General features: G+C 65.9%; 28 protein-coding genes. 15 read left to right on the top strand and 13 right to left on the bottom strand.

Going from position 1 to position 25,948, the window contains the following annotated elements; translation table 11 throughout:
* Positions 1 to 97 precede the first annotated feature (97 nt).
* The 6 genes from ACXAG6_RS12260 (at position 98) to grxD (ending at position 3,458) form a co-directional block, all read left to right on the top strand.
* Positions 98 to 451 (top strand): hypothetical protein, encoded by a 354-nt coding sequence (locus ACXAG6_RS12260; RefSeq protein WP_475337853.1) that lies wholly within the window; start codon positions 98 to 100, stop codon positions 449 to 451.
* 445 nt (positions 452 to 896) lie between these two features.
* Entirely contained in the window at positions 897 to 2,189 is a 1,293-nt protein-coding gene (serS, locus tag ACXAG6_RS12255; RefSeq protein ID WP_140014420.1) for a serine--tRNA ligase, read from the top strand.
* Between the two features lie 61 nt (positions 2,190 to 2,250).
* On the top strand, positions 2,251 to 2,484 hold the full coding sequence (locus ACXAG6_RS12250; protein WP_140014421.1) for a BolA/IbaG family iron-sulfur metabolism protein: 234 nt from the start codon (positions 2,251 to 2,253) through the stop codon (positions 2,482 to 2,484).
* Positions 2,485 to 2,534: 50 nt separating this feature from the next.
* Positions 2,535 to 2,690 (top strand): hypothetical protein, encoded by a 156-nt coding sequence (locus ACXAG6_RS12245; protein WP_475337852.1) that lies wholly within the window; start codon positions 2,535 to 2,537, stop codon positions 2,688 to 2,690.
* A gap of 39 nt (positions 2,691 to 2,729) precedes the next feature.
* Positions 2,730 to 3,011, top strand: a complete 282-nt coding sequence (locus tag ACXAG6_RS12240) for a hypothetical protein (protein WP_475337851.1) — start codon at positions 2,730 to 2,732, stop codon at positions 3,009 to 3,011.
* A gap of 87 nt (positions 3,012 to 3,098) precedes the next feature.
* Positions 3,099 to 3,458: a Grx4 family monothiol glutaredoxin gene (gene grxD / locus ACXAG6_RS12235; protein WP_140014424.1), complete on the top strand. Its 360-nt coding sequence runs from the start codon at positions 3,099 to 3,101 to the stop codon at positions 3,456 to 3,458.
* Between the two features lie 35 nt (positions 3,459 to 3,493).
* Here grxD and ACXAG6_RS12230 read toward each other — a convergent pair whose 3' ends face one another.
* The 4 genes from ACXAG6_RS12230 to cysS all read right to left on the bottom strand — a co-directional run bounded on the left by ACXAG6_RS12230 (position 3,494) and on the right by cysS (position 8,220).
* Positions 3,494 to 4,270 (bottom strand): squalene/phytoene synthase family protein, encoded by a 777-nt coding sequence (locus ACXAG6_RS12230; protein WP_475337850.1) that lies wholly within the window; start codon positions 4,268 to 4,270, stop codon positions 3,494 to 3,496.
* Positions 4,267 to 4,986 (bottom strand): class I SAM-dependent methyltransferase, encoded by a 720-nt coding sequence (locus ACXAG6_RS12225; protein ID WP_475337849.1) that lies wholly within the window; start codon positions 4,984 to 4,986, stop codon positions 4,267 to 4,269. The genes ACXAG6_RS12230 and ACXAG6_RS12225 overlap by 4 nt, the downstream gene beginning before the upstream one ends.
* A complete protein-coding gene (gene cimA, locus ACXAG6_RS12220; RefSeq protein ID WP_475337847.1) occupies positions 4,983 to 6,614 on the bottom strand; it encodes a citramalate synthase in 1,632 nt (543 codons plus the stop codon). The genes ACXAG6_RS12225 and cimA overlap by 4 nt, the downstream gene beginning before the upstream one ends.
* Positions 6,615 to 6,798: 184 nt before the next feature.
* Positions 6,799 to 8,220, bottom strand: a complete 1,422-nt coding sequence (gene cysS, locus ACXAG6_RS12215) for a cysteine--tRNA ligase (RefSeq protein ID WP_475337846.1) — start codon at positions 8,218 to 8,220, stop codon at positions 6,799 to 6,801.
* A 211-nt stretch (positions 8,221 to 8,431) separates the two neighbouring features.
* Here cysS and ACXAG6_RS12210 point away from each other — a divergent pair, with 211 nt between their 5' ends.
* The 7 genes from ACXAG6_RS12210 to ACXAG6_RS12180 all read left to right on the top strand — a co-directional run bounded on the left by ACXAG6_RS12210 (position 8,432) and on the right by ACXAG6_RS12180 (position 14,992).
* On the top strand, positions 8,432 to 9,256 hold the full coding sequence (locus ACXAG6_RS12210; RefSeq protein ID WP_475337845.1) for an isocitrate lyase/PEP mutase family protein: 825 nt from the start codon (positions 8,432 to 8,434) through the stop codon (positions 9,254 to 9,256).
* Positions 9,257 to 9,329: 73 nt separating this feature from the next.
* Positions 9,330 to 9,680, top strand: a complete 351-nt coding sequence (locus tag ACXAG6_RS12205; protein WP_475337843.1) for an MmcQ/YjbR family DNA-binding protein — start codon at positions 9,330 to 9,332, stop codon at positions 9,678 to 9,680.
* Between the two features lie 42 nt (positions 9,681 to 9,722).
* Positions 9,723 to 10,628 (top strand): TPM domain-containing protein, encoded by a 906-nt coding sequence (locus ACXAG6_RS12200; RefSeq protein ID WP_475337842.1) that lies wholly within the window; start codon positions 9,723 to 9,725, stop codon positions 10,626 to 10,628.
* Between the two features lie 109 nt (positions 10,629 to 10,737).
* Positions 10,738 to 11,358, top strand: a complete 621-nt coding sequence (locus ACXAG6_RS12195; protein ID WP_475337841.1) for a CDP-alcohol phosphatidyltransferase family protein — start codon at positions 10,738 to 10,740, stop codon at positions 11,356 to 11,358.
* A complete protein-coding gene (locus ACXAG6_RS12190; protein WP_475337839.1) occupies positions 11,355 to 12,590 on the top strand; it encodes an ABC transporter substrate-binding protein in 1,236 nt (411 codons plus the stop codon). Before ACXAG6_RS12195 ends, ACXAG6_RS12190 begins: the two co-directional genes overlap by 4 nt.
* 64 nt (positions 12,591 to 12,654) lie before the next feature.
* The gene (locus ACXAG6_RS12185; RefSeq protein WP_475337837.1) at positions 12,655 to 14,349 is read left to right on the top strand and encodes an ABC transporter permease; all 1,695 of its coding nucleotides are present in this window, start codon (positions 12,655 to 12,657) and stop codon (positions 14,347 to 14,349) included.
* On the top strand, positions 14,342 to 14,992 hold the full coding sequence (locus ACXAG6_RS12180) for an ATP-binding cassette domain-containing protein (RefSeq protein WP_475337836.1): 651 nt from the start codon (positions 14,342 to 14,344) through the stop codon (positions 14,990 to 14,992). Before ACXAG6_RS12185 ends, ACXAG6_RS12180 begins: the two co-directional genes overlap by 8 nt.
* Positions 14,993 to 15,102: 110 nt before the next feature.
* On the opposite strand, the gene ACXAG6_RS12175 is transcribed toward ACXAG6_RS12180, so the two are convergent.
* The 8 genes from ACXAG6_RS12175 to argS all read right to left on the bottom strand — a co-directional run bounded on the left by ACXAG6_RS12175 (position 15,103) and on the right by argS (position 22,668).
* The gene (locus tag ACXAG6_RS12175) at positions 15,103 to 16,917 is read right to left on the bottom strand and encodes an ABC-F family ATP-binding cassette domain-containing protein (protein ID WP_475337834.1); all 1,815 of its coding nucleotides are present in this window, start codon (positions 16,915 to 16,917) and stop codon (positions 15,103 to 15,105) included.
* Between the two features lie 67 nt (positions 16,918 to 16,984).
* Positions 16,985 to 17,161: a hypothetical protein gene (locus tag ACXAG6_RS12170; protein WP_475337833.1), complete on the bottom strand. Its 177-nt coding sequence runs from the start codon at positions 17,159 to 17,161 to the stop codon at positions 16,985 to 16,987.
* Positions 17,158 to 17,304, bottom strand: a complete 147-nt coding sequence (locus tag ACXAG6_RS12165; RefSeq protein ID WP_475337832.1) for a hypothetical protein — start codon at positions 17,302 to 17,304, stop codon at positions 17,158 to 17,160. Before ACXAG6_RS12165 ends, ACXAG6_RS12170 begins: the two co-directional genes overlap by 4 nt.
* 3 nt (positions 17,305 to 17,307) lie before the next feature.
* Entirely contained in the window at positions 17,308 to 17,913 is a 606-nt protein-coding gene (scpB, locus tag ACXAG6_RS12160; RefSeq protein WP_475337954.1) for an SMC-Scp complex subunit ScpB, read from the bottom strand.
* A gap of 64 nt (positions 17,914 to 17,977) precedes the next feature.
* The gene (locus ACXAG6_RS12155; RefSeq protein WP_475337831.1) at positions 17,978 to 18,769 is read right to left on the bottom strand and encodes a segregation and condensation protein A; all 792 of its coding nucleotides are present in this window, start codon (positions 18,767 to 18,769) and stop codon (positions 17,978 to 17,980) included.
* Positions 18,762 to 19,784 (bottom strand): glycoside hydrolase family 3 N-terminal domain-containing protein, encoded by a 1,023-nt coding sequence (locus ACXAG6_RS12150; RefSeq protein WP_475337830.1) that lies wholly within the window; start codon positions 19,782 to 19,784, stop codon positions 18,762 to 18,764. The genes ACXAG6_RS12155 and ACXAG6_RS12150 overlap by 8 nt, the downstream gene beginning before the upstream one ends.
* On the bottom strand, positions 19,781 to 20,824 hold the full coding sequence (locus ACXAG6_RS12145; protein WP_475337828.1) for an SPOR domain-containing protein: 1,044 nt from the start codon (positions 20,822 to 20,824) through the stop codon (positions 19,781 to 19,783). The genes ACXAG6_RS12150 and ACXAG6_RS12145 overlap by 4 nt, the downstream gene beginning before the upstream one ends.
* Positions 20,825 to 20,925: 101 nt before the next feature.
* Complete coding sequence (gene argS / locus ACXAG6_RS12140; protein ID WP_475337827.1) at positions 20,926 to 22,668, bottom strand: arginine--tRNA ligase; 1,743 nt, start codon at positions 22,666 to 22,668, stop codon at positions 20,926 to 20,928.
* Positions 22,669 to 22,764: 96 nt separating this feature from the next.
* On the opposite strand from argS, the gene ACXAG6_RS12135 reads away from it, so the two are divergent.
* Both ACXAG6_RS12135 and ACXAG6_RS12130 read left to right on the top strand, forming a co-directional pair.
* Positions 22,765 to 23,679, top strand: coding sequence for a hypothetical protein (locus ACXAG6_RS12135; protein WP_475337826.1), 915 nt, complete (start codon positions 22,765 to 22,767; stop codon positions 23,677 to 23,679).
* Positions 23,676 to 24,758 (top strand): hypothetical protein, encoded by a 1,083-nt coding sequence (locus tag ACXAG6_RS12130; RefSeq protein ID WP_475337824.1) that lies wholly within the window; start codon positions 23,676 to 23,678, stop codon positions 24,756 to 24,758. The genes ACXAG6_RS12135 and ACXAG6_RS12130 overlap by 4 nt, the downstream gene beginning before the upstream one ends.
* 3 nt (positions 24,759 to 24,761) lie before the next feature.
* On the opposite strand, the gene ACXAG6_RS12125 is transcribed toward ACXAG6_RS12130, so the two are convergent.
* Positions 24,762 to 25,898, bottom strand: coding sequence for a deoxyguanosinetriphosphate triphosphohydrolase (locus ACXAG6_RS12125; RefSeq protein ID WP_475337823.1), 1,137 nt, complete (start codon positions 25,896 to 25,898; stop codon positions 24,762 to 24,764).
* Positions 25,899 to 25,948 lie beyond the last annotated feature (50 nt).

Here is a 25,948-nt window from a genome sequence, read left to right as displayed (position 1 = left end):
CGTTTCGGCCCTATGATGCCATCCTGCTAACGACGAAAGCCCTGCCACACAGTCGCCCCGCACAGCGAAGCGACCCAACCGCCAGGAGGCGCGGGCGATGGACGCACAACGGATTCAGTTGGCTTTCGAAGCCGAAGAAGAGGGGATCGACGGGGTCTACGCGGCTTCAGATGTAAGTTTCGTAGTAGTACTAGACTCCGCCTCAGCTGACCGCCTGCAAGTGGAGGGCGCCACTATTCCACTAAAACGCAACTGGCAAAGCTCCGGCGTAAAGGATGGAGAGGCACTTACCGAGTTCTCGCTAAGCGGCGAAGATCGGACAGGCCTCATAAACGTCAGCATCGAGCTTCTCGAAGTCGGCTACGCGCGCGCCAGCCTCCACTGGCCCCAATCGCACTCAACCCGTGAAATCATCGGCTTCTGCGAGGATTGGAAAACACCCAAAAGCTGAGGTTCGAGAAGAGCTCTCACACGCATGCTGCCGAGCAATGCTCTGGGTATGACCAGGCCCCGTTGTCCTTGACGGCTTAAGCGGACCTGATGTGCAAGACAGCCTGAGAAGCCCGCAAAGCGCCGCCTCTCTGGCACCGTCCCTCCCTGCACTCAAAAAGACCGTCTCGCACCAACCGCCTGCGGAATCTTCAGTCATTCTCGCGTGCCGAAAGCCAACGCCGAAGCGGGTGCCCAGCCCGTCTCATAAGCGCGCCAGCATCCACACCCCCGCACAGCCCGCCCGGTTAACCCGCCCCTTCTGTGCGCCCATCGCGCATGCATCACTTGTGCATCGCCTGTGCATGGATTGTGCATCTTAACTCTTTCCGCCATATCCCTGCCGCGTTAACCCCTCTGTACGGTGGGTCTGTTACCCCCACCAACGGCAACAAAGGACGAGAGAGATGCACGATATCCGCACCATCCGTGACAACCCCGCCGGCTTCGATGCCGCCATGGCGCGGCGCGGGATCTCCTCTGCCTCCGCTCCCATCCTCGCGCTGGACGAAGCCCGCCGCGCCGCCATCACCGCCGCCGAGGCTGCGCTGGCCGAGCGCAACGCCGCCTCCAAGCAGGTTGGTGCTGCCAAGGCCTCCGGCGATGAGGCCGAGTTTGAGCGCCTCCGTGCGCTTGTTGCTGAAAAAAAAGAAGAAATCGCCCGGCTGGAGGAAGAGTCCAAGGCCCGCGACGCCGAGCTGCGTGATATGCTGATGGGCCTGCCCAACGTCATGCAAGACGATGTGCCTGACGGCGCCGATGAAAATGACAACGTCGAGATCAACCGCTGGGGCGCCCCCCGCAAGTTCAGCTTCACCCCGCTGGAGCATTACGAGCTGCCCGGGGCCAAGGAGGCGATGGATTTCGAAACCGCCGCCAAGCTCGCAGGCTCTCGCTTCGTGCTGATGTCGGGCGGCATTGCCCGCATCCACCGTGCGCTCGCCCAGTTTATGCTTGATCTGCACACCACCAAGCACGGTTTGACCGAAGTGAACGCCCCGGTGCTGGTGCGCGAAGAGATGATGCTCGGCACCGGCCAGCTCCCCAAGTTCGGCGAAGACAGCTACCAAACCCGCGAAGGCTGGTGGCTCATCCCCACCTCCGAGGTGACGCTGACCAACATCGTCAACGACTGTATCGTCAGCGAAAGCTACCTGCCCCGCCGCTACACCGCCCACTCGCTCTGCTTCCGCTCTGAGGCGGGCAGCGCAGGCCGGGATACCGCGGGCATGCTGCGCCAGCACCAGTTTGAAAAGGTCGAAATGGTTTCGGTCGTGCATCCTGACAAAAGCGTTGAAGAACAGCAGCGTATGACCAAATGCGCCGAGGCTGTGCTTGAGGCGCTCGATCTGCCCTACCGCACCGTGGTGCTCTGCTCGGGCGACACCGGCTTCGGCGCGCGCCGCACCCATGACATCGAGGTCTGGCTGCCGGGGCAGAACACCTACCGCGAGATTTCCTCCATCTCCAACTGCGGTGATTTTCAGGCCCGCCGGATGAACGCCCGCTTCCGCCCCGAAGGTGGCGGCAAGCCCGAGTTCCTCCACACCCTCAACGGCTCCGGCCTCGCCGTGGGCCGGGCGCTGATCGCGGTTCTGGAGAACGGCCAGCAGGAGGACGGCTCGGTAACCCTTCCCGAAGCCCTCCTGCCCTATACTGGCGGCCTCGAAACCCTCACCCCCGAAGGCACCCTCGTCTGATCCCCTTGCTCCCCCGAGGCCCGCAGCCTACATCTTGGGGGAGCAATACGAAGGAGGCCAAATGGCCATCGACGCGCAGGACATCGAAAACCTCATCCGCGAGGCCTTTCCCGAGGCCAAGATCACCGTTCAGGGCGATGACGGCCAGCATTTCGCCGCCGAGGTGGTGGACGAAAGCTTTCGCGGCCAGAACCGCGTGCAACAGCAACGCGCCGTCTACGCCGCCCTCAAGGGCAAGATGGACGGTCCGGCCGGCGAGTTGCACGCGCTGGCGCTCACCACCCGGGCGCCCTAGGTGCCGCGATGGACCCGGGCTTGATCCTAACCGTTGGATTTCTGCTCTGCATGGTCATCCTTCGCGCAATCTACAACGCCCGCAAGAAACACCAGATCAACCCCGACCCGGAGCTAGGCGCGCCAGACACCCCGGAGAAGCCCGCCCGAAAGCGCCGTGCGTCCTATGGCGCCGCCCGCTCCAGAACCCGCAACAAACTGAAATAGCAGGGTAATTTCATCAGCTTCGGCACCATCATATGGATCGTGATCGCCCTCATCGCCATCGCCGGTGTGGCCGAGATTATCTGGAAATCCCGCAAGGGCCGCCGCTCGCTTTCGAGCCACCGCCCCGATGCCCGCACCGTCAATATGCTGGCCCCCCGCCCGAACAACACCACGACACGCATCGACAGCGCCCACCTTGCGCGCGCAGCCGAGCAGGCAGACGCCGAAGACGCGCGCCACCGGCGCAACGCCAAGACCCGAGAGGCAGCCGACGCAAAGGCCGAGCGCGCCCGTCGGCTCCGCCCATGGGACCATCACTGATACCCGCTGGAAATCCCGCCTCAACGGCTCTATCTCTTAGCCCGAAACACACCGCCCGAAAGGCCGCGCAGGCCGAAGGAGACAGCAATGTCCGCACAAGACCAGATCGCCGAAACCGTCAAAGCCAACGATGTCGTGCTCTACATGAAGGGCACAAAGGAGATGCCGCAATGCGGGTTTTCCTCCCGCGTGGCCGGGGTGCTCAACTTTATGGGCGTCGAGTTCACCGATGTGAACGTGCTGGCCGACGAGAACATCCGCCAAGGCATCAAGGACTACTCCGACTGGCCCACCATCCCCCAGCTCTACGTGAAGGGCGAGTTCGTCGGCGGCTGCGACATCATCACCGAAATGACCCTCTCGGGCGAGCTTGATGCGCTGCTGGAGCAAAACGGCGTCACCTACGACAAGGCCGCCGCCGACAAGATCCGCGAAGCCAACGCCTGATTTTCGCCTAAAGCCAAGGCGTTAAAGGCCGAAGCTTACATCCGCCATTCCGGCGTCGCCGCCATCCGCATCAGGCGGAACCGGCGGCGAAACTCGCTCATCCCCAGCGCGCCCGCAGCCACCCGGCCGGGCGCGCTGATTGCTTTGCGCAGCAGCACCGGTGCCATGGCCCCGGTCAGCATCGTCGCAGAGGCTTCACTGCCGAGTTTCCCGCGCCACTCCGCACCTGAAGTCATCTCAACAAGCCCCTGTTTTGCAAGCGCTTTCACCGCCTCGGGCCGACCATCCACCAGTGGGTAGCGGCCCCGGCTTTCCAGCTCCGGCACCGCCTGAAAATACCGCGCCAGTGCCGCGCCCCGGCCCCAGTGGCGCAGGCCCTCTTCGGCCTCCGCCCCCGCGCCAAGAGCCGCCGCAGCCGCCCAGACAAGCCCGCCGCCCGTGGCATCAAGGTAGCCCCAGAAGGCCGCCTCATCGGTAAAGGGCTCACGCCCCACATCCCACTCCCGCGCATCCACGCAGGCCATCAGCGGCGCAACCGGCACCCCGGCCTTCACCGCCTCTGCAAGCGGGGCAGCCACCTCATGCGCCCGTGCCTTCCCGGCCTCTGCCTCCTCCAGCACGTCGCGCCAGAATTGCAGCCGCATCTGCGCAATCATCGGCTCTTCGCTGGCCCATGGCGCACGTGCCACCTCCAGTGCAAAGGCCTGAACAGGAAAAAGAATCTTCCGCGCCTCGACCGGCGCAGCCATTATGGCGGCAAAGCCCTCACGCCCGGAGCGGGCCACCAAATCTGCACAGGCCTGCAAGCTCATGGACGGCGCGCCACGACCAGTTGATAGCCGGTCTCCCGCTTCACCCGGCTCCACAGCGCCATTTCCTGCTCCATCGCCGCCAAAACGCTTTCCATTTCCGGCGTTGCCCCCGCGTCCCGCCGCCGGGCGATCTCGGCCTTCAGCGGCGAATAGAGCGCCGCCCATGCCGCGTTGCTCAGCGGGCGGTCGGCGATCAACTCATAGCCCGCCTCGGCTACCTCTGCCCGCAACTCCGCTTCCGTCGGAACCGGAACATCCATCCAGAAGGCCCGCGCATCTACCGACGCATCAGAGCGAAAGTAGACCGGCGCCGAAAACGCAACCGCCCCGCCCGCACGCAGCGCCTTGCGAAACCCGCGCAACCCATTGACCGTGCCCAAGAAATAGATCGCCCCGGCGCACCAAATAAAGTCAAACGGCGCTTCCGGCAGTGTCTCCAGCGCGGCAAGGTCACCCGGCCCTACACGCACCCGCGCCTCCCCGGCCAGCCGCGCCTTCGCGGCCTCCAGCAGCGTGTTTTCCTTGTCGCAGGCCACGATGTTTGCGCCCGGCATGGCCGCCAGCAAAGCCTCGGTATCGCCGCCCGTGCCGCAGCCCGCGTCGCACACCTTCGCGGCCTCCCCGGACCCCGCCTCAGCCACGGCCCAGGCCACGTCCTTGGCCAGTCCCGGGCCCTGCCGTGGCACCGAGGCGAAGAGCTCCAGAAAAGCGCTCACTCTCCCACCTTTCGCAACTCCGCGCCGGTCTGCACCAGCTTCCATGTCACCGCATCAATCAGCGCGCCAAAGCTGGCATCCACGATGTTGGCGCTCACCCCCACCGTGCTCCAGCGCCGCCCGGATGCATCCTCGCTGTCGATGATCACTCGCGTCACCGCCTCGGTGCCACCATTGGTGATGCGCACCTTGAAGTCCACCAGCCGCATCCCCTCCAGCCGCCCCGCATAGGGCCCCAGATCGGCGATCAGCGCGTTCCACAGCGCGTGCACCGGCCCGGCATCCTGCATCTCTTCGGGGTGCTCGTTCTTGAAGTAATTGGTCGTCAGCCCGCCGCCCGGCAGGCTCACCGCCACCACCGCCTCGCTTTCCACCACGATCTGCCCCTTGGCATTGCGGCGGCGCTCCGAGATCACCCGGTAGCGTTCCACGTCGAAGAACTCGGGCAGCAGCCCAAGCTCGCGGCGGGCAAGAAGCTCAAAGCTCGCCTGCGCGGTGTCGTAAGAAAACCCCTGCGATTCCCGTGCCTTGATGGTGTTCAAAATCGCCGCAAGCTGGTCCTTCTCCGCCTCCAGCCCGGCCTCTGCCAGCCGCCGCTTCAGGTTGGAGGTGCCCGCCTGGTTGCTCATCGGGATCACCCGCGCATTACCCACCAGCTCCGGCTCGATGTGCTCATACGTCGTCGGGTTCTTCAAAATCGCGCTCGCATGCAGCCCCGCCTTATGGGCAAAGGCCGAGGCCCCAACAAAGGGCGCGGCGCGCATCGGCACGCGGTTGAGGATGTCATCCAGCTTGCGCGAAATCAGCGTCATCCGTGCAAGGCTCTCCTCCGTCACAACCGTCGTATAGGCGCTGCGATAGGGCTCTTTCAGCAGCAGGATCGGGATCAGCGTCGTCAGGCTCGCATTGCCGCAGCGCTCGCCAAGGCCGTTAAGCGTGCCCTGAATCTGCCGCGCCCCCGCATCCACCGCCGCAAGGCTGCCCGCCACTGCATTGCCGGTGTCGTTATGGGTATGGATCCCCAGATGATCTCCCGGAACCCCGGCCTCGATTACATCCTTTACGATCTGGTAAATCTCTCCGGGTAGAGTGCCCCCATTGGTGTCACAAAGCACCACCCAGCGGGCCCCGGCTTCCAGCGCGGCTTTCAGGCACTCCAGCGCGTAGGCCGGGTTGGCCTTGTAGCCGTCAAAGAAGTGCTCCGCGTCAAACAGCGCCTCGCGCCCCTGCGCCACGATGTGCGCCACCGAGGCGCGGATGTTCTCCACGTTCTCCTCCAGCGTGATCTCCAGCGCATCGGTGACGTGGAAATCATGGGTCTTGCCCACCAGACAAACCGAAGGCGTGCCCGCATTGAGCACCGAAGCCAGCACCTCGTCATTCTCCGCCGACCGTCCGGCCCGCTTGGTCATCCCGAAGGCGGTGAAGGTGGCCCTAAGCTGCGGCTTGGCCTCAAAAAACGCCGAGTCCGTCGGGTTCGCCCCCGGCCAGCCGCCCTCGATATGGTCCACGCCCAGCCCATCCAGAAGCGCCGCAATCTCCTGTTTCTCGTCCAGCGAAAACTGAACCCCCTGCGTCTGCTGCCCGTCCCGCAAGGTAGTGTCGTAGAGATAAAGCCGTTCGGTCATGGCGCAACACCCCCGCAGAGCACCCGGCCGCCACCGGCGGCCAGCGCCCGACCCGCCCCCCCACGGGGCGGGCGCTTCTTTGACGTCACGCGCAACGATGACGGAGCCCACAACGGCGATGCCACGCTCAGATCTACCCCGCCCCGCGCGGGCCGGGCGCTGGCCTCGCTCTGAACCTGGAAGTTCATGCCAAACTCTCCAGCTTCGCCGGGTCAAACTCCGGCTTCATTACCAGATCAACGCCTAGCTTGCTCATCTTCACCTCGACCCCGGCCTCGATCAGCGCCGCCTTCAGTTCATCGACCGCAGAGAAGTCTTTGGTTTGCATGGCTGTACTTCTAAGCTCCGTCAGACGAGCTTCCAAAGTCTGAAGGGCGGGATGCATCGCTTTAGCCATTTTCTCTGACCAAACTTTGGAAGCGCCGAGGTTGTAGTCCTCCATGAAACCCAAGAGCCGCAGGTTGGCTGCGAAACTCGCTAATTTGCCATCATCGCTCCGAGCGCCTTTGAACAATTCGTGCATACGAGCCAAAGCAAGCGGTGTGTTCAGGTCATCCGCAAGCGCTTCAAGGATCTCAGGGTCAGGCTCTCCCTCTGGAAGCCGTTTATTTATCAGGCCATTTGTCAAGGCACCCGTCCATTTGGCCAGAATCTTAACAGCCTCCCCCCGCTTCTTCTCCGTCCAGTCCATCGGCTTCCGGTAATGCGTCCCCAGGAACACAAACCGGATCACCTCCCCCGGCACGCCCTGATCCAGCAAGTCCCTGACCGTAAAGAAGTTCCCCAGGCTCTTGGACATCTTCTTGCCCTCCACCTGAAGCATTTCGTTGTGCATCCAGATCCGGGCAAACTCGCCCTCTGGGTGGGCGCAGCAACTCTGCGCAATCTCGTTCTCATGATGCGGAAACATTAGGTCGTTCCCCCCACCATGAATGTCAAAACTCTTGCCCAGCAGCGCATCCGCCATGGCCGAGCATTCGATGTGCCAGCCGGGCCGGCCCTTGCCCCAGGGCGAATCCCACCCCGGCTCGCCCTCCTTCGCGGGCTTCCACAGCACGAAGTCCATCGGGTCTTCCTTATAGGGCGCCACTTCCACCCGCGCCCCGGCGATCATGTCATCCACCGAGCGGCCCGACAAAGCGCCATAAGCCTCATACGAGCGCACGCGAAACAGCACATGCCCCTCCGCCGCATAGGCATGGCCGCCCGAAATGAGCCCCTCGATCATCTCCACCATCGCGCCAATCCACTCGGTCGCGCGCGGCATGTCGGTGGGCTCCAGCGCCCCGACGGCGGCCATATCCTCCAGATACCACCGACTCGTCTCCTCGGTGATCTGCCCGATCTCGCGGCCAGATTCCTCGGCCCGCGCGATAATCTTGTCATCCACGTCGGTAAAGTTGCGCACATAGCGCACGTTTTCCGCCCCGTAGACGTGCCGCAGCAGCCGGAACAGCACGTCGAACACGATCACAGGCCGGGCATTGCCGATATGCGCCCGGTCATAAACCGTCGGCCCGCAAACATACATGCCCACCCGTCCCGGCGTGACCGGCTCCAGAAGCTCTTTCTTCCGGGTTTTCGTATTATGCAGATAGATGTTCATGGTCGGTCCTCGGGTGTCCCCGCGGGCCTTAGCAACTTCATCCTATCGAGAAAAGAGACCGGGCCCGCGTGACGATGTCAGCGGATAATGCAGCAGATGATGATCGCGGCGCGGGTCATGAGATGTCAGTAGCAGCCCACCCGCCCCCTGCCAAGCCTCTTGTGCCACCCCCGGGCGGCGGTTCAGCCTGCGGCCAAAGAGGGAGATCACGATGGACAAATTCGAAAGCTACCGCGCCCTGCATGTGCCGGGTGATCCGTTCATAATCGCCAATGTCTGGGATGTCGGCTCGGCCCGGATGCTGGCGGGCATGGGGGCAAAGGCGCTGGCCACCTCCTCGGCCGCGCTGGCCTTCGTGCAGGGCAGCCGTGACATGGGCGCACTCACCCGCGATGCCTCGCTGGCCCATGCCGAAGAGATCGTCGCCGCCACCGATCTGCCGGTGCAGGGCGACTTCGAGAACGGCTTTGGCGATGACCCAGAGACCGTGGCCGAAACCGTGCGCCTCGCCGCCGAGGCGGGGCTGGCGGGCATCTGCGTGGAAGACATGAGCTACCCCGACACCCTGCCCTACCCCGCAGAACTTGCCACCGAACGCATGCGTGCCGGGGCCAGCGCGGCGCAATCTCTTGGGCGCGATTTCTTCTTCGTCGCCCGCGCCGACGGGGTAATAAACGGCGTCTACGACATGGAAGAGGCGCTGGCCCGCGTGATCGCCTTCGACGAGGCCGGGGCCGACGGCATCTATGTGCCTCTTCCCCCCACGATGGCAGACCTCGCCCGCATCTGCGCCGCCACAAAGAAGCCGGTGAACGCGCTGGCCGCGGGGCCCTTCACCGGTTCAAGCCTCAGCGATTTCGCCACCGCCGGGGTAGCGCGCGTTTCGCTTGGGTCCGCCCTCGCCCGCGCCACCCATCGGGTGATCTTCGACGCCGCAGAGGCGATGCTGGCAGAGGGCGATTTCACCCCGCTGGCCCGAACTATCGCGGGCGGGCAGGTGCAGGAGTTGATCGAAAAGGGTGCCACCGGCGGCTGAGCTCGGAGTGGGGGTTTCACACCCCCACACCCCCGTGGGAGTATTTACAGCAAGAAAATGAACAAGGTGGAGCATGGACAGAGATCGGGTGAACAAGATCTGCAAGGCCTTCCCCGGCGCGGAGGTCTCCGACCCATGGGGTGGCGGGCATGACGCTTGGAAAGTGGGCGGCAAGATGTTTGCCTGCATCGGCGCGATGGGCGACGGCGTCAGCGTGAAGACTAACAGCATCGAGACGGCCCAGCTGGTGATCGAGGCCGGGCACGGCGTCAAGGCTCCGTATTTTCACCGCAGCTGGGTGCGGCTGCCCTGGGGCCTCGTCGATGACGCCGAGGTGGAGGAGCGCCTGCGCAGCAGCTACGCGCTCATCCGCGCCGGGCTAACCAAGAAAGCCCAGGCCGCGCTCGCCCCCTTCACGCCCTGAAAATTCTTGCCAGATGCTGAGGATCATGGCCAAATCCGCGCCATGACTTTTCAGCTCCGCGTTTTCCGCCCCGCCCATTTCCTTCTGGCCGTTCTGGCCCTCATTCTCTTGCCCGCCGCCGCAATGGCCCAAAGCTACCCAGAGTTGCCCGCAAGCTATGTGCTCGATGAAGCCGGCGTGCTTTCGGACGTGCAGGAAACCGAACTGGCGGAGGCCATCGCCAAGGTGAAAACCAACACCGGCGTCGAGCTGGCCGTTGTCACCGTCATGTCCACCGCCGATTACGGCGGCTTCGATGGGCTGGAGGCCTTCACCACGGGGCTCTTCAATGAATGGGGACTGGGCGATGAGGAAAAGGGCGATGGCATCCTCATCTTCCTCGCCCGCGCCGACCGTGAAGTGCGCATCGAGCTGGGCAGCGGGTTGCAGGCCGATTACGGCAAGGAAAGCGCACGGATCATCGACGAGGTGATGCTGCCCGCCTTCCGCGAAGATCGCTATGGCGATGGCGTGGTGGCGGGCACGCAGGCCGTCATCGCCCGCATCGCTACCCCCTACGCCACCCCAGCCTCCGCCTCGGGCGGTGAGACGGCGGCGGCGAGCGGCGAAGCTGAGGGCGAAGGCGGCGGCAGTGGCGGTGCGATCATGGGTGGCATCGGCGCGGCCATCGTCGCGCTGATCGGCTTTGTCGTGTTCAAGTCAAAGCAGGCCAAGGCCAACCGGGTTTGCGAAAGCTGCGGCGCCAAGGGGCAGGTCGAAATCACCCGCCGCACGGTGCAGGACTCTACCGAAACCTCCACCGGCGTGGGCGAGAAGATCACCACCTGCGGCGCCTGCGGCCACAGCTCAACCGAGCGCTACACGATCTCGAAAAAGAGCAAATCCTCCTCCACGGCCAAGACCGGCGGCGGCAAGTCTGAAGGGGGCGGTGCCTCGGGCAAGTGGTAGGCGCCGCACGCACCCGCTCTCACAAACACGTCACGCGCTGTTATAGCCGGTTGCCAGGCAGACGCGGCTCACGCCATAACCCCCTGAAACCATGGGGATGGCTTGCATTATGCTCGACGGCGTCGCGCGCAAACTGATCGACCCGCCGCTGAACCGGGCGGGGGCAGCACTGGCCGCGCGCGGCTGGAAGGCCGATCACGTCACGCTGGCCGGGCTCGCGCTCGGTCTGCTTGCCGCCGCGCTGATCTGGGCGGGCTGGCCCCTCCTCGCCCTCGTGCCGCTCCTCGCCTCCCGCCTCGCGGACGGTCTTGATGGCGCGGTGGCGCGCGCCACCACCAAGACAGACTTCGGCGGCTACCTCGACATCTGCGCCGATTTCGCCTTCTACGCCGCCGTGCCGCTGGCCTTCGTCCTCGCCGACCCGGAAACCAATGGCGCGGCGGGGGCCTTTTTGCTGGCGAGCTTCTACATCAACGGCTCCACCTTCCTCGGCTATGCCGTGCTGGCCGAGCGCGCGAAGATGCAAACCACATCGCGCGGCGCCAAAACGCTCTATTTCACCGGCGGCCTGCTGGAGGGCACCGAAACCATCGTGTTCTTCTGTGCCCTCTGCGCGCTGCCGCACTTGTTCAACCCGCTGGCATGGGCCTTTGGCGGCCTCTGCCTCGTCACTGCCATCAGCCGGGTGCTACTCGCCCACCACACCTTCTCCGGGGAGGAGACCAAATGACCAAAGCCACCACCCTCAGCCTCGCGCTCACCCTCGCGCTGACCACGCCCGCCCTCGCCGGGCCTGACCCGGAAAGCCTTGCTGACGGGCTCCAGACGGACGAGTGGCAGGCCGTGCTGGAGGCTGCCGAGGGGCAGACGGTTTATTGGAACGCATGGGGCGGCTCGACCACCACCAACGCCTTCATCGACTGGGTCGCAAGCCGGGTGAAGGAAGACTACGGCGTCACGCTCGAACATGTGAAGCTCTCGGACACCGCCGATGCCGTCTCCCGCGTCCTCTCCGAGCAGCAGGCGGGCCAGAACGAGGGCGGCGCGGTTGATATGATATGGATCAACGGGCCCAACTTCGCCTCGATGAAGGGGCAGGATCTGCTCTTTGGCCCCTTCGCGGAAGCCTTGCCGAACTGGCAATATGTCGATGTTGAAAACAAGGACGTGCAAACAGATTTCACCCTGCCCGTCGAAGGCTACGAGGCGCCCTGGGCGATGGCGCAGGTTGTCTTCATCTATGACGAGGCCCGCGTGCCCGAAGCGCCCAAATCCATGCCGGCGCTGCTGGATTGGGCCAAGGCCAACCCCGGGCGCTTCACCTTTCCACAGCCGCCCGATTTTCTCGGCTCCACCTTCCTCAAGCAAGCGCTGATCGACCTGAACGGCGATGACCCGGCGCTCTCCAAGCCCGTCGAGGAGGCCGATTACGAGGCGGCGACGGCGGCGCTCTGGACCTTCATCGAAGAGCTCACCCCCAACCTTTGGCGCCAAGGCCGCGCCTACCCGCAGACCGGCCCGCGCCAGCTGCAACTGATCGCGGATGGCGAGGTGGATATCGCCATTTCCTTCTCGCCGGGCGAGGCCTCTACCGCCATCGCCAACAACGAGCTGCCGCCCACGGCGCGCACCTATGTGCTCGACGGCGGCACCCTCGGCAATGCGAGCTTCGTGGCGATCCCCTACAACTCTTCGGCCAAATCCGGGGCGATGGTGGTGGCCGATTTCCTGATGTCGCCAGAGGCGCAGGCGCGGGCGCAAGACCCGGCGGTGCTGGGCTATGGCACGGTTCTGTCTATGGACAAGCTGCCCGAAGAAAGCCGCGCCACCTTTGACGCGCTCGATCTGGGGCCAGCCACCCTCTCGCCCGCCGAGCTTGGCAAGGCCCTGCCCGAGCCGCACCCCTCGTGGATGACCAAGCTCACCGAAGACTGGATCGCCAAGCACGGCGTGAAAGAGTGAGACCAAGCGGCTCGTCGCACCCTTCGGGCCCTCTTCGCCCCCGCGAAGACGCCTCGAATGGCGGATGAGCGCCCTCGCCATGCCCCTGCCCCGCTATACCCTGCCCGCGCTCACCGTGGCGCTGCTGACCCTGCCGGTGGGGCTGGGGCTTTTCTTTACCATCGCGCCCGCGCTGGGATACATGGCCGCGTCCGGTGGCCCCGCGCCCTTCTCCCGGCTCATGGACTGGCCCGGGATCGGCTCCGCCACCCGCCTCTCTCTCACCACCGGCTTTGCCGCCACCGCGCTCTCGCTGGCCATCACCGCGCTCATCGCGGCGGGCTGGCAGGGCACCCGCGCCTTCGCGCTGTTGCATCGCCTGCTCTCGCCGCTGCTCTCCGTCCCGCATGCCGCCGCCGCCTTCGGGCTGGCCTTCCTGATCGCGCCGTCAGGCTGGATCGCCCGCGCCCTTTCGCCCTGGCTCACCGGCTGGGACCGCCCGCCCGACTGGCTGATCGTGCAAGACAGCGCCGGGCTGGCCCTCATCGCCGGGCTAACGGCCAAAGAGGTGCCCTTTCTGCTGCTCATGCTCCTCGCCGCCCGCAGCCAGACCCGATCAGACGCCCACGCCCGCGTGGCCACCACCCTCGGCTACCCCCGCGCCATCGGCTGGCTTCTGGTCGCCTTTCCGGCGCACTACGCGCAGGTGCGGCTGCCGGTCTATGTGGTGCTGGCCTACTCCATGTCGGTCGTCGATGTGGCCATGATCCTTGGGCCAAATACCCCGCCCACCCTCTCGGTGCAGATCACCCGCTGGATGTCAGACCCGGACCTCTCGCTACGCGCCGTCGCGGCTGCCGGGGCGCTCTGGCAACTGGCCCTCGTGCTTGGTGCCCTCGCGCTTTGGCGCGGGGCGGAGGCGCTGGCCGCCCGCGCTGGCACCGCGCTTGCCATGTCGGGCTACCGCCTGCCCGGCCCCAACGCCGCGCTGCGGGCGCTCGGCCTCGCCCTTGGCCTCGCGGTTGCCCTCTCGGTGCTCGCGGGCCTCGCGTCGCAGGCGATCTGGTCTTTCGCGGGCTTCTGGGGCTTTCCCGACGCGCTGCCCGATGCGCTCTCGCTGCGCACATGGCAGCGCCACGGCCCCATGCTCGCCCCCATCGCGCTCACCACCCTGCTCATCGCCAGCCTCGCCGCACTGCTTGCGCTGGTGCTGGTCACCGGCTGCCTCGAAGCCGAGGCGCGGCATGGCTTTCGCATGGGCCCCGCCGGGCGGCTCATCCTCTACCTGCCCCTGCTGATCCCGCAAATCGCCTTCCTCCCCGGCCTTCAGGTGCTGATGCTCACCTTCGGCCTGCGCGAAGGGCTCTGGCCGGTGGTGCTCTCACACCTCACCTTCGTGCTGCCCTACACGCTCATCGCCCTTGCCGGGCCGTTCCATGCCATTGATCCCCGCACATTCACCGCCGCCGCCACCCTTGGCGCGGGGCCAAACCGCCGCTTCTGGCGCCTCCGCCTGCCCCTGCTTCTGGCCCCGCTGCTCACCGCCTTTGCGGTGGGCTTTGCAGTCTCCGTCGGGCAATACCTGCCGACGCTGCTGCTGGGAGGCGGACGGGTGACAACGCTGACGACCGAAGCCGTCGCGCTGACCTCGGGCGGCGACCGGCGGGCGATCGGGGCTTATGCCCTAGCCCAAACCGCCGCCGCGCTGCTGCCCTTCGCCCTCGCGCTGGCACTGCCGCGGCTGATGTTTGCCAATCGACGGGGGATGCGCGGTGGATAATGGCCTGACGCTCGACGAGCTGGAGGTGATGCTGGGCGACACCTGCCTGCTCGGCCTCACGGCTCACATCGCACCGGGCGAGGTGCTCACCCTCATGGGCCCCTCCGGCGTGGGCAAATCCGCCCTGCTCGCCGCCCTCACCGGCACCCTGACTCCGCCGCTCAGCGCCGCTGGAACGGCCAAGCTCGACGGCGCGGATATCACAACCCTGCACCCCGAGCACCGCCGCCTCGGCATCCTGTTTCAGGAAAGCCTGCTGTTTCCGCACCTCTCCGTTGCCGGCAACCTCGCCTTCGCCCTGCCCCCCGGCCCCCGCGCGGCCCGCCGCGCCGCGATTGAAGAGGCGCTGGCAGATGTCGGCCTGCCTGGCTTCGGCCCCCGTGACCCGGCCACGCTCTCAGGTGGCGAGCAGGCCCGCGTGGCGCTGATGCGCACCCTGCTTGCCGAGCCCGGTGCCCTGCTGCTGGACGAGCCCTTCTCCCGCCTCGACGCCGCCCGCCGCGCCGAGGTGCGCGGGCTGGTCTTCGACAGGGCCCGGTCGCGCGGGCTGCCGGTGCTGATGGTCACCCATGACGAGGAAGACGCCCGCGCCGCTGGCGGTCAGGTGGTGGAAGCCGTGCCGGGGCGGATCGTGGGCGGCTAGTGTCGGAGTGGGGGTTTCACACCCCCACACCCCCGTGGGAGTATTTACAGCAAGAAAATGCACAGAGTTGGCGCTCTGGTTCTCGGCCGTGGACTGCACCCGAAAGGGGCTCAGGCCGAGGCCTTTTCCTCCAGCGCGAGCCACTCGTCCTCGGCGGCGGAGAGCTTTGCCTGCCGCTCGGCAAGCGCCTCGGTCGCCTTCTTGAATTTCACCGGCTCGCGGGTGAAAAGCTCCGGGTCGCTCATCAGCTCTGTCAGCTTGGCAATCTCGGCTTCCAGCCGCTCGATCTCGGCGGGCAGCGCCTCCAACCGGTGCTTCTCGGTAAAACTGAGCCCATTCGCGCGCGGCTTTTCCGGGGCGGGCTTTTCGGCCACGCGGGTGGCCTGCCGGGCCGGGCCTGTCGAGCGCTGCCACGTGCCACCGCCCTGCGCCACAAGATCGCTCCAGCCCCCTGCGTAGGTGGTGGCGCGGCCCTCGCCCTCCAGCACCACCGAGCGGGTGGCGACACGGTCGATGAAGTCCCGGTCGTGGCTCACCAGCAGCACCGTGCCGGGGTAGTCGCCGAGCACCTCCTGAAGCAGATCCAGGGTTTCAATATCCAGATCGTTGGTCGGCTCGTCGAGCACCATCAGGTTGCTCTCCCGCGCCATCAGCCGGGCCAGCAGCAGCCGCGCCTTCTCGCCCCCCGAGAGCGAGCGCACCGGCGCGCGGGCCTGCGCCTCGTCAAACAGGAATTCCTTGAGATAGCCCACCACATGCTTGGGCTGGCCCCGCACCATCACCTGGTCGGCCTGCCCGCTCACCCGCATCGCCGGATCGCCCGCGAGGTTCTCCCAAAGGCTGGCCTCGGGGTCGAGCGCGGCGCGAGATTGGTCAAACACCGCCATCTCAACGCCATGGCCCATCTTGATGCGCCCCTCATCGGGGGCGGTCTTGCCGATCAGCATGTTGATCAACGTCGTCTTGCCCGCGCCATTGGGGCCAACGAAGGCCACGCGCTCGCCACGGGTAAGCTTGATGTCGAAGGGCCGCAAGATCAGCTTCTCGCCGTAACGCTTTGCAATCCCTTGCGCTTCCAGCACCACCTTGCCGCTCTTGTTGCCCTCTTCCAACTCCAGCGCGGCCACGCCCTTGCGGCGGATCTGTCCGGCCCGCTCGGCCCGCAGCTCCTGCAGCGCACGCACCCGGCCCATGTTGCGCTTGCGCCGCGCGGAGATGCCTTCCACCGCCCATCGCGCCTCTGATTTGATCTTCCGGTCCAGCTTGTGCCGGGCGGTGTCTTCCTCTTCCCAGAGCTTGTCGCGCCACGCCTCGAAGCTGGCAAACCCCTGCTCCTGCCGCCGCACCACGCCCCGGTCGATCCAAAGCGTGGCGCGGGTCAGCGCGGTCAGAAAGGCACGGTCGTGGGAGATCAGCACATAGCCCGCACGGGTGCTGCTCAGCTCCCGCTCCAGCCACGCAATCGCCTCGATATCCAGATGGTTGGTGGGCTCGTCCAGCAGCATCAGCTCCGGCGCTTCCGCCAGAAGCTTGGCCAGCGCGGCCCGGCGCCGCTCACCGCCCGAGGCCGCTTCAACCGCCGTATCGAGGCCAAACTTGAGCCCCTCGGCCACCGCTTCCACGCGCCAGGCCTCGCCCGGGTCCAACCCGCTCACGGCGAATTCGCCAAGCGTGGCAAAGCCCTCCATCGTGGGCTCCTGCTCCATGTAGCCGACCCGCACGCCGGGGCTGGCCACCACCTCGCCCGCATCGGCCTCCACGAGGCCGGCCATCACCTTCATCAAGGTCGATTTGCCCGAGCCATTGCGGCCCACCAGCGCCACTCGGTCGCCGGGTTGCACGGTCAGACCCACGCCTTCAAAAACGGGGTTTCCGCCGAAGGTGAGCGAAATGTCGGAGAGTTGCAGAAGCGGGGCGCGGGCCATGGTGGCCACGCCCTATCGCGCCACCGGGGGGCGGTCAAGCTGTAGGGTGGGCAATCTGCCCACCAGCCTAGAAACGGCCAAACATCCGCCCGATGCGCAGGGCAGAGCGCAGCTTGCGCCCTGTGCCCTTGTTCGGCCCGGGGCCTTGCTTCATGCCGGACTTGGCACCGCCCTTACGGGCCTTTTGGCGCTGCGCGCGCATCAGCATCCGCAGCGCCATGTTTATCAGTCGACCAGCGTTCACTCGTCGCCCTTTTTGCCTTTGCCCATCAGCCCGTCCTGGGCCGAATTCATGCCCTGGCTCAGCTTGCTGTTCATCGCGTGGCGCGCCTTGTTCGAAAACTGCATCACGATCGTGCGCCAGATTTGCGAGAAAATATCGCCCATGTCTCAATCCTCTTTGAAAAGTTCATCTTGATTTTCTTCGTCTTCCGCCTCGTCGTCACTGTCTCCCAACCCGACCATGCCCGGCGGCGGGCGACTGTCGAGAAGGCCCGCAGCCCGAAGCTCTTTCAGCCCCGGCAGGTCGCGGGCAGATTCCAGGCCGAAGTGGTCCAGAAAATCCTGTGTCACCACATAGGTCACCGGGCGGCCCGGTGTCATGCGGCGGCGGCCGAAGCGGATCCACTCCAACTCCAGCAATTGATCCACCGTGCCACGGCTCACGCTCACGCCCCGGATCTCTTCGATCTCGGCGCGGGTGACGGGCTGGTGATAGGCCACGATGGCCAGTGTTTCGATAGCGGCGCGGCTGAGCTTGCGCGTCTCCACGGTTTCCTTCTGCATCAGAAAGCCAAGATCGGGAGCCGTGCGCATGGCCCATGCCTCACCCACCTTCCGCAATTCCACACCCCGGCCCTCATAGCGCTTGGCGAGGTTCTCCAGCGCCACCGCTGCCTCTGCCCCATGGGGCATCCGCGCATTCAGCTCGGCCACCGTCACGGGCTCGGCGCTGGCAAAGAGGATCGCCTCCACCATCCGCTCCTGCTCGCCCATGGGCGGGGCCTCAAAAAGGCTCTCCTCCACCGGCTCCAGATCATCGGGCAGGTCAACCGCCGGCCTATCCACGGGGCGCCTCCCTCAGCTTGATCTGGATCGGCGCAAAACTCTGCTCCTGCCGGATCGTCAGGTGCCCGTGCTTCACCAGCTCCAGAGAGGCGGCAAAGGTGGCCGCCGTGGCGCTGCGGCGGCGCTGCGGGTCATTCTCCCAGCCCTCCGGCAGGTAGGTCATCAGGTTGGTCCACTCGCCCGCATAGCCGATCAGGCCGCGCAGCCGGTCCAGCGCCTGCTCCATCGTAAACAGGTTTTCCCGGTCCATGATGTAGGGGCGAAATTCGTCTTTCGTCCGGATCCGCGCATAGGCCTTCATCAGGTCCATCAGCGTGGCGGTATAGGTCACACGCCGCACCCGCTCCACGCTCTCGGGTACGCCCCGGGCAAAGAAATCGCGGCCCATCTGGTCACGCCCCATCAGCTTGGCGGCCACGTCGCGCATGGCCGAAAGCCGCTCCAGCTGAAACGCCAGATGCGCGGCCAGTTCTTCGCCACTCGGGCCTTCTTCCGAAGGGTCCGGCGGCAGCAGCAACTTGGATTTCAGAAAGGCCAGCCAAGCGGCCATCACCAGATAATCGGCGGCCAGCTCGATGCGCAGCTCCTTGGCCTTCTCCACGAAGGCCAGATATTGCTCGGCCAGTTGCAGGATAGAAACCTTGCGCAGGTCCACCTTCTGCGTGCGGCCAAGCGTCAGCAGCAGGTCAAGCGGGCCTTCAAAGCCATCGACGTCAACGATCAGCGCCTCGGCGGCCAGCCGGTCGGATACGTCGCCAAAGCCCGTGGCCCCATCTTCAGCCATCTGCCGCCTGCCCTTTCAACACGGCCTCATACTCGGCCTCTACTGCACTGCGCTCGATGCTATCAGGCGTGCGGCGGGCTTCCAAGGCGGCATCCACCCGCGAAAGGCTTGTTTCGTTCATATCTTCGGCAATCCCGGCCAGCGCCGTAAGCTCGCTGAAGACCCCCTTGCAATAGAGCACCACGTCACAGCCCGCCGCCAGCGCCGCCTCGGCCCGCTGCGGCAGCGTGCCCTCCAGCGCCTCCATGCTGAGATCATCGGTCATCAGCAGACCCTTGAAGCCAATCTCCTCGCGGATCAGCTCAATCATCACCGGGTCCACCGTCGCCGCCCGCTCCGAAAGCGCCTCATAGACGATATGGGCACTCATCCCGAGCGGCAGATCGTTCAGCGCTTCGAAGGCGGCAAAATCGGTAACGCGCAACTCCTCGGCGGAGGCGGAAACGCGGGGCAGCTCAAGGTGGCTGTCCATCGTCGCGCGGCCGTGGCCAGGGATATGCTTGAGCACCGGCAGCACCCCGCCCGCCAACAGGCCATCGGCCACGGCGCGGGCGGATTTGACAACCGTTTCAAGGCTTTCCCCGTAACAGCGATTGCGCAGCACCGGGTGGGTCGTGGCATGGGCAATATCGCCCATCGGCGCGCAGTTGCCATCAATCCCCACCGCGCGCAGATCGTCGGCAATGAGCCTGTAACGCAGCTCCATCGCCCGCGCTGCCCGATCAGGGCCAACACGCGCAACCTCATCCAGCGGCGGCAGCCACTCACGCCAATGGGGCGCGCCCATCCGGTCCACCCGGCCGCCCTCCTGATCAATGAAGATCGGCGCCTGCCAGCCAACCGCTTCGCGCAGGCCCGCCGTCAGGGCCTTCACCTGCTCGGGATGCGCGATATTGCGCTTGAACAGGATAAACCCGAAGGGCTGCACATCACCAAACAGCGCCGCCTCATCCGGCGTCACCTCGAGCCCGTCACAACCGAAGATGTAGGGCGAAAGCCGTGCAGGACGCTTCACCGAGCAACCACGGGAATGCACTCGGCCTTCTCAGCCACCAGTGCCGCGCAGAACCGGCGGGCATCGCTAAGGTCGGCAAAGCCCTGCGCCCGCAGACGATAAAAGGTCTGCCCGCCGCTCTCGGCTTCCATAATCAGGCGGCTCTTTTCCACCATCAGGCTGTCAAACTGCCCTGCAAGCCGCGCCCAAAGACGGGCCGCTTCTTCGGGGCTCTCGAAGGCGCCAAGCTGCACCAGCCGCGTGCCAGCGGGGACGATATCGGCGCGGGCCACCTCGGCCCTCTCGGGCACAACGGTGGTGCTGCTGGCGTCCGGCTCCGCCGCACCCGGCGCGGGGGCCTTCAGGCCCGCCGGGCGCAGGCGCGGACGCAGCGAGCGTTTCACGCCGGGCAGCTTGGCCAGCTTGGCCTTTTGCGGATCAACGGCCTCGGGCTCGGCCTCCGGCGCAGCGGCTGCAAGCGGCTCTGCGCCCTCGCTCACCTGCCCGGCCAGCGCCAGCGCAACGGCAACAGGGTCGTTCGGGTCCACGTCATCAGGCAGGCTGGCAGCCACCGCAATCTCGGGCTCCACCAAGTCGCCATCCTCGGCCTCGCTGGCGGGGGTCGCCTCCTCTACGGCAACCTTGGCGGCCTCTACCTCGCGCTGCACCATCGCGGCCAGCGGCAGATCTTCCTCGCTGAGCGTCGCCGGGCCGGGGGCCAAGGTGATCTCTTCGGGCAAATCTGCCGCTTCGCCCTCGGCGGCCACATCGTTCACCGCAAGCCCGGTGTGGTCAGCCACCTCGCCGCCCGGGTCTTCCGGCGCAATCCGCATCGGCCCGTCGATCGCCGCCACAACCGGCACGCCGGTGACGTCACGCACCACGATCCGATAGCCCCAAACAGCCAGCCCGACGATCAGCGCAAGGCTCATCGCCGCGCCCGCCACGTTCACCGCCTTCGCGGCTGCCGCGCCCCGTCCGGGCCCGGCGTCAATCTCGTCCTGATAGTACTCATGGGCCTGCTGTACAGGGCCTTCCGGCTCCCACACGACCTGATTCATGGGTCGATGATCCATGCTCGCCTCGCTCTCTCGGCCCGCCCTCTTTTCGGGGCTGGGCTCGCTTGCCTGCCTCCCCGATCAGTGGCGCGGGCCTGAAAGGCTCAGCGCATCTCTTCCGCCGGGGTTACACCCAAGATACCAAGACCGGACGAAATGACAACGGAAACGGCCTTCGCCATGGCGATTTTCGGCAAAGACGCGCTTTCGTTGCCCTCCTGGAAGAACCGAAGCTCCGGCGTGTCGTTGCCCCGGTTCCACAGCGCGTGGAAGGCCTGCGCCAATTCGTAGAGGTAAAAGGCGATCCGATGTGGCTCATGGCCCCGCGCGGCAATCTCCACCAGACGCGGCCATTCGGCCAGCTTGCGCGCCACCGGCAGCTCGGCCTCGTGCAGCGTGTCGAGGTCTTGGTCGAGCATGGTCACCGGGTCCAGCTTCCAGCCCTCCGCCTCGGCCTTGCGCATCACCGAACGCACGCGGGCATGGGCGTATTGCACGTAAAACACCGGGTTGTCCTTGCTCTGCTCCAGAGCCTTGGCAAAGTCGAAATCCAGCGGCGCATCGTTCTTGCGGGTCAGCATCACAAAGCGGGTCACATCCGCGCCCACCTCGTCCACCACGTCGCGCAGGGTCACAAAGGTGCCCGCCCGCTTGCTCATCTTGAACTCCTGCCCATCCTTGAAGAGCTTGACCAGCTGGATCAGCTTCACATCCAGCGGCACGCGGTTTTCGCTCAGCGCCGCCACGGCCGCCTTCATCCGCTTGACGTAGCCACCATGATCGGCCCCGAAGATGTCGATCAGCTCGTCAAAGCCGCGCTGCACCTTGTCGTAGTGATAGGCGATGTCGGGGGCAAAATAGGCCCAGTTGCCATCGGCCTTCTGCACCGGGCGGTCCTCGTCATCGCCGTATTCGGAGCTCTTGAACAGCGTCTGCTCCCGCGCTTCCCAATCGTCGGGCAGCTTGCCCTTGGGCGGCTTCAGCTTGCCCTCGTAGATCAGGCCCTTGCCCTTCAGGTCGTCAATCGCGGCCTCGATCTTGCCGGTGCCATAAAGCCCCTTTTCCGAGAAGAACACATCCATCTCGACGCCAAGCGCCTTCAGGTCTTCGCGGATCAGCCCCATCATCGCCTCGGTGGCAAAATCGCGCACCTCTTCCAGCCAGAACTGCTCGCCCTTACCCACAAAGGCATCGCCCACCTTGTCTTTCAGCGCCTTTCCAACCGGGATCAGGTAGTCACCCGGATAGGTGCCATCTTCAAAGGCCACTTCCTGCCCGTGTGCTTCGAGGTAACGGAGGTAAACCGAGCGGGCGAGCACATCCACCTGCGCGCCGCCATCGTTGATGTAATACTCCCGCGTCACCTCGTAGCCCGCATAGGCCAGCAGGCTCGCCAGCGCGTCGCCAAAGACAGCGCCCCGCGTGTGCCCCACATGCATCGGACCCGTCGGGTTGGCCGAGACGAACTCCACGTTCACTCGCTTGCCATCGCCCAGATCGGAGCGACCATAGGAGGAGCGATCGGCCAGCGCAGCCTTCACCACACCGCCCCAGACCTCCCCCGCAAGCGAAAGGTTGATAAACCCCGGCCCGGCGATCTCCGCCTGCGCCACGCGCGGATCATTCGCCAGCCGCTCGGCCAGCTTGGCAGCAATCTCGCGCGGGTTGGCCTTGGCGGGCTTGGCCAACACCATCGCGGCATTGGTTGCCATGTCGCCATGAGCCGCATCGCGCGGCGGCTCCACCGTCACATTGGCAAGCTCCAGCCCCTCGGGCAAAGCACCCTCCGCCATCATGGCCTCAAGCTCGGCCACCACCAGCGCACGAATATCGGCAAACAGGTTCATCTCGTCGGTCCTTCTCGTATGCCCGCGTCTCTACCACCCCGCCCGCAAGGGTCAAGCACGGCTTGCGCCGGGCGTGCCGCTTGCTAGAAGGCAGGCATGACGAGTGACCTTAGCCAGTATTACCTGCATTGGGGCGTGCCGATGGCGCTCACCGCGCTGCTGCTGGGGCTCGCGCTGCGCGGACCGGTGCGCTGGGGGGCAACTTTGCTTGTGCTCACCCTGCCCGCATTGGTCTGGCTCCCCACGCCGCTGATCGAATACCTGCGCACCTCCCCGAGCCCCGCCACCGGCTGGACGCTCTATGCCCCAAAGAGCACCCCACTAGACGCGTTCTCCCGCGCGTACATCGCTATCACCTCCGCCTGTTTCGGCCTCCTGCCGCTCGCTGCCGCCTTCGCCCTCGCCGGTCGGGCCACCGGGCGCGTGGCGGCGGGATGGGCCATCGCCGGCCTCACCCTCGCCGCCGGCCTCACGGCCCCGCTCTCTCCCTTGGCGCCGCTCATCTGCGGCACGCTGGCCATCCTCGGCCTCGCGCTCTTCGCCGCGCCTTGGCGCGCGCCCGGCCTGCCCTGGCTCGCCACAGGCTGCCTCGCCGCCCTCGTGCAGCTCTCACCCTTCCTCGTAGATCTCAGACCTAGGCAGCCCGTCGACCGGGCCTTCCATGACACCTATTACGTCGTGTCCACTGCGGTATATGGATACAGGATCTTCCTAATGTTCCTGCTGTTCTTCGGCCTCGCCCATGCCGTGGGCCGCGCTGCCAGCCAGCGCTTCGGCTGGGCCCATGGCACGCTTCTGGCCCTCACCTCCTCCGCCACACTGCTGCCCGCCTACTGGCTCTCGATGCAGATAACGCCACGGCTTTACATTGATGCTCCCGAAACCTTCCGGACCGTCAACACCATCACCGAGATCACCGGCACCCTCGCGGCCCTGCTCATCCTCGCAGGCCTCATCTGGCTCGCCATCGCCGCCCTCCGCGCCCGTCGAAAAACCGGACCCACCGCATGAAAGACTTCGCCCCCAGCCACATCGCCCTGCGGCTCTGCCTCGCCCTCGCCCTCGCCTCTGCCGGGCTAAGCCTGCTGCTCCTCACCATCCCACGCGAGATGGTCATGCCGCAGCCGCCGCTCTACCAGTTCGAGGGGCTGCCCTTCCGGATCGTGCAGGGCGCAACGCTGGCCATTTCGCTGCTCTCCATGCTGATCGCCGCCGTCCTGCCACAGGCCGCGCCCGCCCCCGGCTCGGGCAACGGCGCGCGGATCGGCGCGCATCTGGCCTCGGGAGCCGTGGCGCTCATCGCGGTGGCCAATATTTGGTTATCCACCCGCAGCGAGTTCGAACTCGTCGCCCGCGATGCCTATGCCCTGCAAATCGCCGTCATGTCCCTCGGCGCGATCATCGGCATCGCCGGCCCGCTGGTGCTGACCGCCGCGCTGGCCCTGCGCCTGCCCCAACGCGGCGCGCGACTCGCGGCGCTCGCCGCCCTCGCCCTGCTGGTGCTGGCCGATGTTGCCCACACCGCGGGCCTCTCCCCGCTGTCCACCGGCGCAGCGCTGCTGGCACTCCTCCTGCTGCTCGCCGTTACCCTGCACCGCAAAGCCCTGCTGCCCGAGGCCTCCCGCCCCTGGCTCATCGCTCTCGCCGCCCTCTGGGCTCTGCCGTGGATGGTTGCCCGCCTGCCGCTGTCCGGGGCCGCGTTGATGATAACCGACCCCTCCCAACGCTTCACAGCGCTGGCCGATGCGCTGTTCTCCTCCGAACCCGCCAACCACCTGCTCGGCCCGCTGCCGCTGCTGCTCTGCCTCGGCGCGCTCGCCTGCCTGCTCTTCGCCCAGCCCCGCAGCCGCATCAACATAGCCTGCGCCACCCTGCTCGGCCTCGCGGCCCTGCTGCCCGCGCTGGCCGATGCCATGGGCTATCCGCCGTTCAGCCCAACCACCGCTCTTGAGCTGCTGCGCACCGGCGGCATCACCATTGGTGGCGCACTGGCCGCCTCGCTCGGCTGGCTGGGCGCAAGCCTCGCCGTGCCGCTGACAATGCTGGTCACCGCATGGCTCTGGCTGCGCGGCACCCGTCAGCCGCTTTGAGCCTCACCCCAGCAGCTTCTCATGCTGCTGAAGGGCAAAGCGGTCGGTCATCCCGGCGATGTAATCGGCCACGATCCGCGCCAGCGCTGTCTTGCCCTGCGCCTCTCCCACATCCTTCTGCCACTCATCGGGCAGCAACTCGGGGCGGGACATGAAGAGCGGAAACAGCTCTTCCACCACCTTCGTCACCTTGCTGCGCATCTCCACCACCGCCGGGGCGCGATACATCCGGTGAAACAGAAATTCCCGCACCTCGGTAATCCGCCCCTTCAGATCATCGGAGAAATCCACCACCGGATAGCCCAACTCGCGCACCTCCTGGGCCGACTTTGGCTGCGCGTCTTCCAACCGCGCTCGGCTGACGGCAATCACATCTTCCACCATCACGCCAAACACCCGCCGCAGCGCCTCATAGCGCCGCCGCTTGAACTCAAGCCCCGGATAAATCTGGTCTACCTGGCGGTAGCTTTCCGCCGTCAGCGCCAACTCCTCCAGATCGGCATCGGTGAACAGCCCCGCGCGTAACCCGTCCATCAGGTCGTGGTTGTTATAGGCAATGTCATCTGACAGCGCGGCCACCTGCGCCTCGGCGCTGGCATGGGTGTGAAGCTCCAAGTCCTGCAACTTGGCATATTCCGCCAGCCCGTAGGGCAGATCTCCCTCCACCGGCCCATTATGCTTGGCAATGCCCTCAAGGCTCTCCCACGTCAGGTTGATCCCGTCGAACTCCGCATAATGCCGCTCCAGCGAGGTAACGATGCGGATCGCCTGCGCATTGTGGTCAAACCCGCCATGCGGCGCCATCAGCTCGGCCAGCGCATCCTCGCCGGTGTGGCCAAAGGGCGTGTGGCCAAGGTCATGCGCCAGCGCCACCGCCTCCGTCAGCTCGATGTTCAGCCCCAGCGTGCCCGCAATCGTGCGCCCTACCTGCGCCACCTCCAGCGTATGCGTCAGCCGGGTGCGAAAGTGATCGCCCTCATGTTCCACGAACACCTGCGTCTTGTGCTTCAGCCGCCGGAACGCGCTGGCGTGGATGATCCTGTCGCGGTCGCGCTGAAACGGAGAGCGAAAATGGCTCTCCTCCTCGGGAAAGAGCCGCCCTCGGCTCGCCTCCGGATCACATGCGTATTTGGCGCGCATTCCTGCCCCTTCTCGTCCAATCGTGAGCGACCCTGCCTTGTCGCCCGCCT

Source organism: Vannielia sp. ABF1_015, from assembly GCF_056160745.1.
This window is presented reverse-complemented; position numbering and strand designations above follow the sequence as displayed.

Bases quoted from the DNA above. Each gene is read 5' to 3' on its own strand.
- ACXAG6_RS12245 (WP_475337852.1), top strand. From the start codon at position 2,535: ATGGTCATCCTTCGCGCAATCTACAACGCCCGCAAGAAACACCAGATC.
- ACXAG6_RS12210 (WP_475337845.1), top strand. From the start codon at position 8,432: ATGGACAAATTCGAAAGCTACCGCGCCCTGCATGTGCCGGGTGATCCG.
- ACXAG6_RS12205 (WP_475337843.1), top strand. From the start codon at position 9,330: ATGGACAGAGATCGGGTGAACAAGATCTGCAAGGCCTTCCCCGGCGCG.
- ACXAG6_RS12130 (WP_475337824.1), top strand. From the start codon at position 23,676: ATGAAAGACTTCGCCCCCAGCCACATCGCCCTGCGGCTCTGCCTCGCC.
- cysS (WP_475337846.1), bottom strand. From the start codon at position 8,220: ATGAACATCTATCTGCATAATACGAAAACCCGGAAGAAAGAGCTTCTG.
- ACXAG6_RS12145 (WP_475337828.1), bottom strand. From the start codon at position 20,824: ATGAATCAGGTCGTGTGGGAGCCGGAAGGCCCTGTACAGCAGGCCCAT.
- ACXAG6_RS12190 (WP_475337839.1), top strand. From the start codon at position 11,355: ATGACCAAAGCCACCACCCTCAGCCTCGCGCTCACCCTCGCGCTGACC.
- argS (WP_475337827.1), bottom strand. From the start codon at position 22,668: ATGAACCTGTTTGCCGATATTCGTGCGCTGGTGGTGGCCGAGCTTGAG.
- grxD (WP_140014424.1), top strand. From the start codon at position 3,099: ATGTCCGCACAAGACCAGATCGCCGAAACCGTCAAAGCCAACGATGTC.
- ACXAG6_RS12260 (WP_475337853.1), top strand. From the start codon at position 98: ATGGACGCACAACGGATTCAGTTGGCTTTCGAAGCCGAAGAAGAGGGG.
- ACXAG6_RS12175 (WP_475337834.1), bottom strand. From the start codon at position 16,917: ATGGCCCGCGCCCCGCTTCTGCAACTCTCCGACATTTCGCTCACCTTC.
- cimA (WP_475337847.1), bottom strand. From the start codon at position 6,614: ATGACCGAACGGCTTTATCTCTACGACACTACCTTGCGGGACGGGCAG.
- ACXAG6_RS12250 (WP_140014421.1), top strand. From the start codon at position 2,251: ATGGCCATCGACGCGCAGGACATCGAAAACCTCATCCGCGAGGCCTTT.
- ACXAG6_RS12135 (WP_475337826.1), top strand. From the start codon at position 22,765: ATGACGAGTGACCTTAGCCAGTATTACCTGCATTGGGGCGTGCCGATG.
- ACXAG6_RS12165 (WP_475337832.1), bottom strand. From the start codon at position 17,304: ATGGGCGATATTTTCTCGCAAATCTGGCGCACGATCGTGATGCAGTTT.
- ACXAG6_RS12155 (WP_475337831.1), bottom strand. From the start codon at position 18,769: ATGGCTGAAGATGGGGCCACGGGCTTTGGCGACGTATCCGACCGGCTG.
- scpB (WP_475337954.1), bottom strand. From the start codon at position 17,913: ATGGGCGAGCAGGAGCGGATGGTGGAGGCGATCCTCTTTGCCAGCGCC.
- ACXAG6_RS12230 (WP_475337850.1), bottom strand. From the start codon at position 4,270: ATGAGCTTGCAGGCCTGTGCAGATTTGGTGGCCCGCTCCGGGCGTGAG.
- ACXAG6_RS12195 (WP_475337841.1), top strand. From the start codon at position 10,738: ATGCTCGACGGCGTCGCGCGCAAACTGATCGACCCGCCGCTGAACCGG.
- ACXAG6_RS12200 (WP_475337842.1), top strand. From the start codon at position 9,723: ATGACTTTTCAGCTCCGCGTTTTCCGCCCCGCCCATTTCCTTCTGGCC.
- ACXAG6_RS12185 (WP_475337837.1), top strand. From the start codon at position 12,655: ATGAGCGCCCTCGCCATGCCCCTGCCCCGCTATACCCTGCCCGCGCTC.
- serS (WP_140014420.1), top strand. From the start codon at position 897: ATGCACGATATCCGCACCATCCGTGACAACCCCGCCGGCTTCGATGCC.
- ACXAG6_RS12125 (WP_475337823.1), bottom strand. From the start codon at position 25,898: ATGCGCGCCAAATACGCATGTGATCCGGAGGCGAGCCGAGGGCGGCTC.